General features: G+C 50.3%; 10 protein-coding genes. All 10 read left to right on the top strand.

What is annotated here, in order from left to right; translation table 11 throughout:
* The first annotated feature begins 48 nt into the window (after window positions 1-48).
* The 10 genes from galU (at window position 49) to CFI03_RS17405 (ending at window position 11854) form a co-directional block, all read left to right on the top strand.
* The gene (gene galU / locus CFI03_RS17360; protein WP_248758198.1) at window positions 49-936 is read left to right on the top strand and encodes a UTP--glucose-1-phosphate uridylyltransferase GalU; all 888 of its coding nucleotides are present in this window, start codon (window positions 49-51) and stop codon (window positions 934-936) included.
* 12 nt (window positions 937-948) lie between these two features.
* Window positions 949-1638 (top strand): sugar transferase, encoded by a 690-nt coding sequence (locus tag CFI03_RS17365; RefSeq protein WP_127490887.1) that lies wholly within the window; start codon window positions 949-951, stop codon window positions 1636-1638.
* Between the two features lie 29 nt (window positions 1639-1667).
* Window positions 1668-3044 carry a sugar phosphate nucleotidyltransferase gene (locus CFI03_RS17370; RefSeq protein ID WP_248758199.1) on the top strand — a complete coding sequence of 459 codons (1377 nt, stop codon included), beginning with the start codon at window positions 1668-1670 and terminating at the stop codon, window positions 3042-3044.
* Between the two features lie 158 nt (window positions 3045-3202).
* Window positions 3203-5410 carry a glycosyl hydrolase family 28-related protein gene (locus CFI03_RS17375; protein ID WP_248758200.1) on the top strand — a complete coding sequence of 736 codons (2208 nt, stop codon included), beginning with the start codon at window positions 3203-3205 and terminating at the stop codon, window positions 5408-5410.
* A gap of 128 nt (window positions 5411-5538) precedes the next feature.
* Window positions 5539-6327, top strand: coding sequence for a YveK family protein (locus tag CFI03_RS17380; RefSeq protein ID WP_283094579.1), 789 nt, complete (start codon window positions 5539-5541; stop codon window positions 6325-6327).
* The gene (locus CFI03_RS17385) at window positions 6302-6991 is read left to right on the top strand and encodes a CpsD/CapB family tyrosine-protein kinase (RefSeq protein ID WP_248758202.1); all 690 of its coding nucleotides are present in this window, start codon (window positions 6302-6304) and stop codon (window positions 6989-6991) included. Before CFI03_RS17380 ends, CFI03_RS17385 begins: the two co-directional genes overlap by 26 nt.
* Before the next feature lie 44 nt (window positions 6992-7035).
* Window positions 7036-7962 carry a glycosyltransferase family 2 protein gene (locus CFI03_RS17390; RefSeq protein WP_248758203.1) on the top strand — a complete coding sequence of 309 codons (927 nt, stop codon included), beginning with the start codon at window positions 7036-7038 and terminating at the stop codon, window positions 7960-7962.
* On the top strand, window positions 7938-9365 hold the full coding sequence (locus CFI03_RS31335) for an O-antigen ligase family protein (RefSeq protein ID WP_164775345.1): 1428 nt from the start codon (window positions 7938-7940) through the stop codon (window positions 9363-9365). Before CFI03_RS17390 ends, CFI03_RS31335 begins: the two co-directional genes overlap by 25 nt.
* Window positions 9340-10491, top strand: a complete 1152-nt coding sequence (locus tag CFI03_RS17400) for a glycosyltransferase family 4 protein (RefSeq protein ID WP_248758204.1) — start codon at window positions 9340-9342, stop codon at window positions 10489-10491. Before CFI03_RS31335 ends, CFI03_RS17400 begins: the two co-directional genes overlap by 26 nt.
* Window positions 10492-10504: 13 nt before the next feature.
* Window positions 10505-11854, top strand: coding sequence for an oligosaccharide flippase family protein (locus tag CFI03_RS17405; protein WP_248758205.1), 1350 nt, complete (start codon window positions 10505-10507; stop codon window positions 11852-11854).
* Window positions 11855-11880: the final 26 nt, after the last annotated feature.

Consider the following 11880-nt stretch of genomic DNA (forward strand, 5'->3'; position numbering starts at 1 on the left):
TTGTATTTTATAGAGATACTATATTGGATAGGTGAGGGTGAGAGTGTAATGAACAAGGTGAAAAAGGCAATTATTCCTGCTGCCGGGCTCGGAACCCGGTTCCTTCCGGCGACCAAAGCGATGCCGAAAGAAATGCTGCCCATCGTCGATAAACCTACGATCCAGTACATTGTGGAGGAAGCAATAGCATCCGGTATTGAAGACATTATTATCGTAACGGGCAAAGGAAAGAGAGCGATCGAGGATCATTTCGATCATGCATTCGAGCTGGAGCATAACTTGTTCAGCAAAGGCAAGTTCGATTTGCTGGATGAGGTTCGGCGCTCCTCCAACGTGGATATTCACTATATCCGCCAGAAAGAGGCGCGGGGGTTAGGTCATGCCGTATGGTGCGCACGCAATTTTATCGGGGATGAGCCGTTTGCCGTGCTGCTTGGGGATGACATTGTCCAGTCCCGCGTGCCTTGCGTAAAGCAATTGATTGAGCAGTACGAACGGACAAACCGCTCCGTCATAGGGGTTCAGACGGTCCGTGATGACCAGACACACCGGTATGGCATCGTTGATCCTATCGAAAGCCTCGACCGGCTGTATCAGGTCAAACGCTTTGTGGAGAAGCCAGCCATAGGACAGGCGCCTTCCAATCTTGCGATTATGGGGCGTTATATCCTGACACCGGAAATATTCGACTGCCTGAAAAACCAGAAAGAAGGCGCCGGAGGAGAAATCCAGCTAACCGACGCGATTCAGAAGCTGAACGAGCTGCAAGGCGTGTATGCGTACGATTTTGAAGGAACCCGGTATGACGTGGGCGAGAAGCTAGGATTTATTACGACTACGATTGATTTTGCCCTCAGAAACGAAGAACTCCGTATTCCCCTGCTCGCTGCTATGGAAGAAATGATGCTGCGGGAGCAGTCCAATAAGATTAATTAGAGGTGAATGTTGATGGCTCCGACTCCTCAGCAAAATGATCTCGAAGCAGTCATTGATGCAGCGACCATATATACAGCCTACGAGCGTCGGCCTCTTCGTATTTACTTAATGGTCAAGCGCGGATTTGACCTCATTGCCGCTAGTTTGGGTTTACTTCTGCTTTCCCCGTTATTTCTTCTTGTTGCTTTTTTAATTAAGCTTGAGAGCCCAAAAGGCTCGGTCTTCTTCTATCAAACACGGGTTGGCCGTAACGAGCAGACTTTCAGAATGTTCAAATTTCGCTCCATGGTAGCTAATGCAGAGGAGATGCTGGAGAGCTTGCTCAGCCAGAACGAAATTGAAGGTGCTATGTTCAAGATGAAGGAAGATCCCCGGATTACAAAGGTCGGCAAATTTATCCGTAAAACAAGCATCGACGAGCTTCCTCAGCTGTGGAACGTCATCCGCGGAGATATGTCGCTGGTAGGTCCACGACCTGCACTGCCCCGTGAAGTTCATGAGTACACAAGCTACGATAAGCTCCGTCTCAAGGTATTACCTGGCTGCACAGGTTTATGGCAGGTAAGCGGCCGCAATGAGCTCAGCTTTAAGGAAATGGTCGAACTTGACCTGAAATATATCGAGGAGCGGGGATTTCTGTTTGATCTGAAGTTGATGCTGCTGACGGTAAGGGTCATGTTTGGTTCCAAAAACGCTTACTAGACGCATCAGCGAAACGGAGGGAGATTGGCATGAAGCTTGTCCTGTTATCGGGCGGATCTGGAAAAAGGCTGTGGCCGCTTTCCAATGATGCCCGCTCCAAGCAGTTTCTGAAGGTACTCGAGGATGAAAGGCATCAGCTCGTATCGATGGTGCAGCGGGTATGGGGACAAATTACGGAGCGGGGTCTGGGGGATATCAGCTTTATTGCTACCGGCAAATCCCAGATGGAAATGATGCATAATCAGATCGGCCGTCATGTGCCGCTGATTATCGAGCCGGAACGCAGAGATACGTTTGCGGCGATTGCCTTAACGGCTGCTTATCTCTATTCGGAGCAAGAAGCCGGACTGGACGAAGTGATTGCGATTCTTCCGGTTGATCCTTACGTGGAAGGCCGCTTCTTTGACGAGGTTAAGCAGCTGGAGGCTGTCCTAAATGACTCCGGAGCTAATCTCGCCTTGATTGGCGTAAAACCAACCTATCCTTCCTCCAAATACGGTTATATCGTACCCTCTGCCTCCGGTAGACAGAATGATTCCGGTTACCGGCAGGTGAACCGATTCGAAGAGAAGCCGTCGGAAGAACGGGCGGGTCGGCTGATTGAGCAATATGATGCGCTATGGAATTGCGGCGTATTTGCGTTTAAGCTTGGCTTTCTGATCGGGATACTCGAGCAGAAGGGGCTGCCGCTTCATTATAAAGAGCTGGTCCGGCAGTATCATACCCTGCCGAAGGTCAGCTTTGACTATGAAGTGGTTGAGCGGACAGAGCATATCGTTGTCCGTCCGTATGAAGGGTATTGGAAGGATCTTGGCACCTGGAATACGTTAACGGAAGAGATGGGCAACCGTCTCATCGGCAAGGGTATGATCAGCGAGGATAGCGTTAACACGCATCTGATTAACGAGATTGATATCCCCGTCTCGATACTGGGTTTATCCAATGTGGTAGTGGCCGTGAGCCCGGACGGCATTCTCGTGGCGGACAAAAGCGCGAGCCCGCGGGTGAAGGACTTCATTAATTATAATCAGGGACCGATGTTCGAGGAGCGGAGCTGGGGATGGGCGCGTATTCTGGATGATCAGCGTTACGATGACGGCCGTTTGGTCGTGACAAAGCGGGTAGGCATCCTGCAGGGTCGCAACATCAGTTATCAGCTGCATATTAACCGGGAAGAGGTTTGGACCATCGTTAAGGGCGAAGGCGAATTCATTCAGAACGGCAATTACATGCGGGTAAAGGCGGGGAACGTGCTTCATATTCCGATGAAGACGCTGCACAGTATCCGGGCGGAGTCCGAGCTTGAAATTATCATCGTGCAATCCGGCAACGGGGATGAGGACAGCCGGCTCGTCGAGCTGTACAATACCTGGGAAGAAGTCGAAGAGCATTGTACGAATATGTAGAAAACATGCAAGAATACCGAATAGGCGCATTCTTCTCCATTAGGAGAGCAATGCGCTTTTCTATTAAATAATTCTAATCTATCGAAGAGGGCTATTCGCGGTTGCCGTTGCTAGATTGGCTGCATATATGAAAGGAGGAGAAGAAAGGAGGAGAATGTATGGCGACAGGCAAAACAAGCAACATGGGCATGAACAGCTGGGGAACTTCCGAGACGGTCAAACCATCCGAATTAAACGCAAATTTTGCTGCACTGGACAACGAGCTTGGTGCGATAGGATTAGACATTCGCTGGAAGGGGGCTGATGCCAGCGGTGCTGCCGGCAGCTACAATGCTCTCCTCGCAGCGGTCAACGACACGGCAACAACAGCGATTTTTATCCCGCCAGGCGTATATCTGATTGAAAAGAGTATCACAATCCCCGCGAACAAACGACTGGAGTTCGCCCGCGGTGCCCGGCTGAAGCCTGCAAAAGCGATTACGATTACTGTAAACGGAACCATCGCAGCAAGTCTTTACGATTGGATCTTCGATATTTCGGCCGGAGGATTCATTGCGGGTACGCCAAAGGTAGGCGATATTTATCCGACATGGTTTGGTGCGGCAGGCGACGGGGTTACGGACGATACGGCGGCTTTCCAAGCCGCGATGGCGCTATGCAATAAAAAGTATCGAATCTTTATGCCGGTCGGCAAATACCGGATTCGGCAGACGATTACGAATAACTCCCGTGGGATGTACGGAGCGGCGACCTTTTTGGACGACGGCCAATCCGGCTCGCTTCTGCTCTGGGATCCGATTGATACGAAGACCGATCTTCTTCCATGTATCCGTATTGAGAACGCGGGAATCGACGCGAATTTCGAAGACTTCGGCATCTATGGTCCGATAGCGTACAATACCGCTAATCTCGCAGCTTGGATAAATAAAAGCCTGTACGAGCAAAACCAATATACGATGTTTGCCGCAGGAACGGTAGCGATCGAAGTTGCGGGCGGAGCAAGACCTATTTTCCGCTGCGTTGCGACCCGACAGGTAAAGGTAGGCCTGCTGCTCAACAGTACCGATGGCCATGTGACAACTTACGACTGCTCCTGGAATGGGCTGATCGGCATGTATTGCATGCGGAACAGCGAGGATTATTTCGTTCAGGGCGGCATGATGTCGGGTGCATTCTGCGGTCTGATGCTTGGCGTCAAAGAGCATGCGGGGCATTACGGAGGAATGGCGGTTACGTTCCAACGCGTTCACATGGGTTACTCGCCTTATGGCATTTACCAGGTAATTGATTCCCCTTCCATACCTGATGTCGTAAACGGAATTTACGGTACTTTGGATTCGGTTCGGTTCGAATATGTCGGCGAAGCGGCAATCAAGCTGCTCCCGGCCTCGTTGTCGGTAGGCTTATCGATCTCGGGCTTCGGGATGTCCTGGTCTACACTGAATTCGTCGGCTACGGAGTTTGCACTCCCGGATGCTTTGAAAGCGCGCAATACGAAGCAAAGCTATGCGGTCTACTTCGGCACGGTCGCGAATTGCGATTTCAATGACATTGAAGGGACGGCAATGCTGTCGGGAGCGCCCGGCCAACTGGGAACGGCTTATATCGAATATTTGGGCGATGATGTCATTTTGACAGGGCTGCAGCCGGAATATTGCGTTATTGCGGAGCGGTATATCGATACGTCGCTTCAATACTCAACACCGCTGCTTGTCGGGCAATCGATCCGCGCCAAAGCCAACAACCCGCTTGGACACGGCAACCTCATCCAAAATCCGGAGCTGCTGAAGAGCTGGACGACAACGGGGGCCACGTTATCCTTGGTGACCAACTTGGCCACGCTGCCCGTACCTTTCTCCGCGGAGATGAAAACTTACGTGGAAAAAGGCATCTCGGCAGTATTGAAAATAACGCCAAACGGCAACAGTCCGTATGTCGCGATCCCATTTAACCCTATCCCGCTTTCCGTTGATACAAACCGTTACATTGCCTTTGAATATTTTATCCTCTCTCCGCAAGCGAGCTGCCGCAGCCGGCTGGAATTCGGCAGCTCGATGACGCTGTATGATTTTACCTTCGACGTGACGGTTAACCAATGGACGAAGATCACCTGCAATGAGCAGTACGCGCCTAACGCCAACGCCTACTCGGCATCGTTCTTTGACCTTTCCCCAAGCGCGCCGACTTATATCGCAGCCGTAATGGTTTCCTACGATTACAACGCTGCTTATTCTCCTTACGGTCATGCTTACTCGAAAGCCGCTATCGAGAGCGGAGACGCCTTTATTCTCACCGACAAAACGACGGGGGCAAGAGGCCGCATCGAGCTTGTAAACGGAAAACTGCAAGTGACGATGCTGCCTTAACAAGCATGTGAATACTCTTGGAAATGACTAAGCCAGTTATTCCGCCTATGCCGGAATAACTGGCTTTTCATGTAGAATAAGCTTGACATGCTACTAATTGTATCATAAAGTTATATACATAATGTATCATGAAGCCTTGGCGGAGGTGCAAAGTGGAGATTAAACAATACATGAGAATTGTGCTTAAAAGGTGGTGGCTTATCCTAACGCTTGTTCTGCTTGCTAGCGTGATTACGGGGGTAAAAAGCTCCTTTTATACGACGCCGATCTATGAAGCCACGGCTAAACTGATCGTCAATCAATCCTCGGGCAAATATCAGCAGGGATATCCCGATGTCGGTCTGCTCCAGAGCAATCTGATGCTGATGGATTCCTACAAAGAGATTATCAGCTCCGCTGCCATACTCGATAAAGTAGTGGAGAAAAACCCTAACCTCACGGATTCCTCATACGAAATGTCCAAAATTCTTCAAGTTTACTCTTACGAGAACTCCCAGGTGCTTAACCTGACCTATCAGGCAACTTCTTATGAGAGCGCGGCGGAGACCGTAAACGCGATCTCGCTGGTGTTCAAGGAAGAAATCCCGAAAATTATGAATGTGGACAACATCACGATTCTTAATGAAGCGAAAGTAAAGGATACCCGGCCACATAATCCGGTTAATATCAACCTCGTAACCAGCATTCTCGTCGCTTTCGTGCTGTCTCTGCTTGCTTCCGTTGCGCTCGTCTTGATTCTCCATTTCCTGGACGACACCTTGAAGAACGAAGAGGAATTGAAAGAGGTGCTCGGCATTCCGCTTCTCGCGGCAATGGGCAAGATGAAGAAGGAAGATCTGCGCGGACGGCGCGGAGAGCAAGTCTTAATTCGCAAGGAAGCGGGTGGTGACAATGTCTATGCGTCGATCAACCAGTGACAACAGGCTCGTTGTCCTGCTAAATCCAAGCTCGCCGGTAGCGGAGGCTTACCGTACGCTTCGAACCAATATTCAGTACTCTTCCGTGGATGCGCCGATTCAACTGCTGATGGCCGCCTCGGCCCAATCGGGGGAAGGTAAATCGACCGTCATATCAAATCTGGCGGTTGCCTACGCGATGGAAGGAAAGCGGGTACTGCTCATTGATACCGATCTTCGCAAGCCGACCATTCACCGGATCTTTGCGCAGACGAATAGGCTAGGCCTTACCAATCTGCTGACCTCGGAAAGCACCCTGCAAGAGGTTATCAAGGATGGCGGAATCGATAATCTCGATATCATCACATCCGGCCCAACGCCACCCAATCCCGCGGAGCTGCTGGGATCTCACCGGATGAAGACCGTTCTTGAAGAGCTCAAGGAGCGATACGATTTGATTCTGTTCGATACCCCGCCCGTTCTGCCCGTAACGGACAGTCTGATTATGAGCTCTTATTGCGACGGCGTGCTGCTTGTCATTCATGCCGGAAAAGTGAAGAAGGCGTATGTCCGCAAGGCAAAGGAAAAGCTGGATTTTGTTCAGTCCCGCATTATTGGAGCTGTATTTAACCAGATGAAAAGGCAAGATGTTGCCTTCGTGAAATATTACGGAACCTCGAAGTGACAAGCAAGTAACAAATTTTCGCAGGAAGGATAAGTGAATGCCTCATGAGAATCAGTGTCGTCATCCCGTCCTATAAGCGCGTAAGCAGCTTGAAAACCGGCCTGGAAGGCCTGTTTAATCAGCAGAGGCTGCCGGATGAAATTATTGTTGTCGCAAGAGACACGGACCAGGAAACGATTGATTTCCTGTCCGGTCATCCTTCGGAGCTGCTAAGGCAAGCCATTGTGCGCAAGCCGGGAGCGGTGGCGGCATTAAACGAGGGCTTCGGGCAGGCGACCGGGGACATCATAGTGATGACGGACGACGATACGGTTGCTTATCCGGACTGGCTGGAACGAATCGAAAAGCATTACGGCATGGATCCCCGGCTTGGGGCACTTGGAGGAAAGGACTGGGTCTATCATTCCGGCAAGCTGGAATACGGTCATTCGGAGGATGTCGGAAAGCTGTATTGGTTCGGGAGGATGTCCGGCAATCATCATATCGGAATCGGGAAGGCCAGAGAGGTTGATATTTTGAAGGGGGCTAATATGAGCTTCCGTAAGGAGGCAATCCGATCCATCGAATTTGACGATCGGCTCAAAGGCGGCGGCGCCCAGGTTCACCTAGAAATCGGCATATGCCTGCGCGTGAAGCAGGGAGGCTGGCGCGTCCTTTACGATCCAAGCGTATGCGTAAACCATTACCCGGCTGAAAGATTCGATGAGGACAAGCGGAATGCTTTTAACGAAACCGCATGTATCAATATGGCGCATAATGAAACCTATATCATCCTGAAGCATTCGGGCGCATTCCGAAGAGCAGTCTATCTACTCTACAGTATGCTCGTTGGAAGCAGCCCATCTCCCGGATTACTGCAAATGATTCGAATGGTTCCGCGTGAAGGCATTTCCGCTTTTCGGAAATTGCGCACGACATACACGGGCAGATGGGATGGTTGGAAAACGTGGAAAATGTGGTCAAACTCTTAGATACTACCCGAAACATTCTGCTCAAGGGCATCAGTATAATAGCCGTATTGCTAATGGTGCTGATTATTGGCTATCTGGCCGCCGTCCATGATTATTATGCGGGCTTGTGGCAGCTTTCGATTGTTATGGCTCTCACTTTGATTGGATGGTTTATCCAGCAGGTTAAGCCGGTCCTATACCTGCCCTATCTGCTTGCGGTATGGGCGATTTATCCCGAACTGAGGCGTCTGCTCGATTGGAGCTTTGGAGCTTACAGTGAAACACCGATCTTATCTACTGCCCCCTTGTTTGTAAGCCTCGTTATGCTGATCCCAATTGTCAAAAACTTCAGGAAGCTGTCGAAAACGGTGCTCCGAATCGAAACGATCGCCCTCTCTGTTCTGCTTTACGGATTTTTGATCGGCATCATTCAATACGGCGGAATTGCCGCAAGCTTCGACCTAATCAACTATGCCACTCCGCTCCTCATAATAGCTTACGTGAATGTCAGCCCTTTCCAAAGCCAGACCAGGGATTGGCTGCTCAAAGGCTTTGCTTATATTGCCGTCCTTGTGGCTTTATACGGCATCTATCAATATTTCCTTATCCCGCCCTGGGATAAGTTCTGGATGATTCATTCGGAGATGCTGTCGATCGGAAAGCCGGAGCCGCTTAAGGTAAGGGTGTTCTCGACGCTTAACTCTCCGGGCCCGGCAGGCGTGTTTTTCGGATTTGCTCTTGCGGTTATGACCATGAACAAAAAATGGCGGGCATTAGGCTTAATCGGAATGGTTATCGTCGCTTTCGGGTTTCTGCTCACGCTTGTTCGCAGCAGCTGGATCGCGCTTGCGGCGATGATCCTCGTCTATTTCCTGCAAGCCAAGTCTACCCATAAATTCAAGCTGCTCACAATCCTTGTCGTGCTGTTCTTATGTTATCAATTCATTTTGCCGGGATTGCCCGGCGCGGAGACGATTACGAACCGATTCGATACTTTCGGCAATTTGAATGAGGATGTCTCCTATAACGACCGTCTTGCATTCTCGACATTCATTTTGGACTCGATATCGGTTAATCCGATGGGCAATGGCCTTGGCAGTACGGGGCTTAGCGCAAAGCTGAACGAAAACGCGATGCAGGTGTTCGATAATGGCTTTCTGAACATCTTTTATACGTTTGGCTTGCCGGGAGGGCTGGCATTTCTCGGTTTCCTGATCTATCTCTCCATTCTTGCTTTAAAAAGAGAGAAGCAATCGAGTCAATATTATCATCTCGCCTTTGCTTCGATGGCAGGAGCCGCAGTACTGCTTATGAGCAACAATTTCCTGCCGGGAAGTGGCGGGGCATGCTTATGGTTTCTCGTATCCATGATTTTCTTGAGGGGGGAGAAGGAGAAGTATGAAAATCTGCTTCGTCACCCATAAGGTGAAAAAAGGCGATGGACAAGGCCGGGTGAATTACGAGGTTATTCTTGAAGCCCTAAGACAGGGACACGAAGTTATGATTATCGCTTCCGAGCTGTCGGAGGACCTCGCAAAGCATCCGAAGGTGGAATGGAGAAAGGTGTCCGCAGGCCGACTGCCTACCGAGCTGCTCCGCAATCAGTTGTTCGCCGTCCGTACGACGTTCGAACTGTTATTGAGAAAGAGGCAGCTCGATCTCGTTGTTGTGAATGGTTTTGTGACTTACGCGAAATCGGATATCAATTGCATTCATTTCGTTCATAGCGCATGGCTGGCATCACGCTATCATCCTTACCGGGAACGGAAAAGCTTTTCTTCCTTGTATCAATGGATTTATACGGGGTTGAACCGTTATTTGGAGCAAAATGCAATGAAGCGGACTTCCGTTGTTGTTGCCGTGTCGGATCGGGTCCGGCAAGAGTTGATCCAGGATGCGGGTGTTGGCGGGGAGCGGATTGCGGTTATAAGGAACGGCGTTGATCTGCAGGAATTCCATCCGAATCGGGCAACACGCGCAGACCTTCAGCTTGACGAAGATAAGCTCTATGCCTTGTTTGCCGGCGACATAAAGTCTTCGCGCAAAAACCTCGATACCGTTATGAAGGCTCTAAGCCACGTTCAGGATGTCCATTTGCTTGTCGTTGGCGATACGACGGGAAGCCCGTATCCGAAAATGGCTGCCGAGCTTGGAATAACCGGCAGGGTGCGGTTCCTCGGCTACCGGACCAACATGGCCGATTGGATGTCGGTTTCGGATATGTTTGTTTATCCTTCCCGTTACGAGCCCTTTGCTCTTGTCCTGCTGGAAGCGATGGCGGCCGGCACGCCGGTTATTGCTAGCCGCATCTGCGGGGCATCCGAGCTGTTTACCGATAAATTTGCCATAGGTATCGATGATCCGGACAATACGGAAGCCTTGACGGACGCTATTCGGAGCCTGGCGACTGACCGTGAGCGGTTAAATATGATGGGCGCCGATGCCAGAAATGCCGCTCTTAGGCATTCCTGGTCGAAGATGGCGGAGCAATACGTACGATTACTGGAGGAAGCAGCCGTCCGCAAGTCTATGCCTCTTGTAGAACCGTGAAAGGAAACCGCAAATGGCCCTATTTAATGTACTGAAACGAAAAGATAGCTTAGGCTACATGGCGCAAATTTTTGCCTCCAATGTGTTTATTCTCGTCCTTAACATGCTGACGGGTATTATTGTAGCCAGATACCTGGGACCGGAAGGACGCGGAGAGCAGGCTGCCATGATTATGTGGCCGCAGCTGTTGTCCTATGTCGTGACGCTTGGACTTCCTTCTTCGATCGTGTATTACATGAAGCAAAAGGGCAGCCAACAGGGCTCCTTATACGTCGCTTCTCTGTGGATGTGCTTTACTCTCGGAATTTTCTCGATGATAGGCGGGCTATTTTTTCTTCCCGAATGGATGAAGGGTTATTCCCCAGGAAAAGTCGAGTTTGCTTGCTGGGCGTTGATCCTGATTCCTTTTAGCCTTCTTGGCGTTATTAACAATGCCGTTCTTCAGGCGAGAGAGGAATACCGGCTGTACAACCGGATCCGCTATCTGCCTAATATTATTACGCTTGTCCTGCTAGGTCTCATGGTTGTCTCCGGACAGGTCAATTCCTTTTATTCTTCGGCTGCTTATCTTGCTCCGACACTGCCGATAACGCTGTGGACCATGATCAGGCTGCTCCGTATCTATTCGATTAAACAGAAGGATATTATTGCCTCATCCAAACAGCTTGTCCAATACGGGATCCGCTCTTACGGTACGGATCTGGCGGGCACGTTATCGTATTATATCGATCAGGTGCTGGTTGTAGGCCTGCTTTCCCCGGCTAGTCTGGGGATTTACCTGGTCGCACTCAGTCTGGCGAAAATGCTGGACGTCATCCAATCCTCTGTCGTATCGGTCCTGTTCCCGCAGGCGTCCGGACTGCAGCGGGAGGAGGCGATCCGGCTGACGCTTAAAGTGTACCGAATCAGTATGGTTATTACGCTGGTTTTTGTTGCCGCGGTTATTCTTCTTGCTCCTTACGCTTTGCTCATTCTGTACGGTCACTCCTACGAAGGGGCAATCCCGGTGTTTCGGGTGCTTGTCCTGAGCACTGCTGTCGCAAGCGCAACCTGGACGCTGTCACAAGGTTACATGGCGACGGACAAACCCGGAAGAGCGACGCTTCTGAAGGTGCTGTCCCTATTTATGAATGCTCTGTTTATTAATATATTTACTCCTCACATGGGCATTATCGGGGCAGCCTACTCCTTGCTTCTATCCGCATTCATTAACTTCTTGCTTATCTTGTTCCTGTATTCCTATGAGATGAAGCTGAAGTGGTCCTCTTTCTTCTATAACAAGGAAGACTGGATATGGATGAAAGAGATGCTGAGGAACAGGGGCAGGAGACATAAGGAAAGCAGCGAGGCGATTAGCGGATAAATAAGGATGACGGAAAAGAGTGATAC

The organism is Paenibacillus sp. ATY16 (assembly GCF_003399985.2).
In the GTDB taxonomy this organism is placed as follows: Bacteria; Bacillota; Bacilli; order Paenibacillales; family Paenibacillaceae; genus Pristimantibacillus; species Pristimantibacillus glycanilyticus.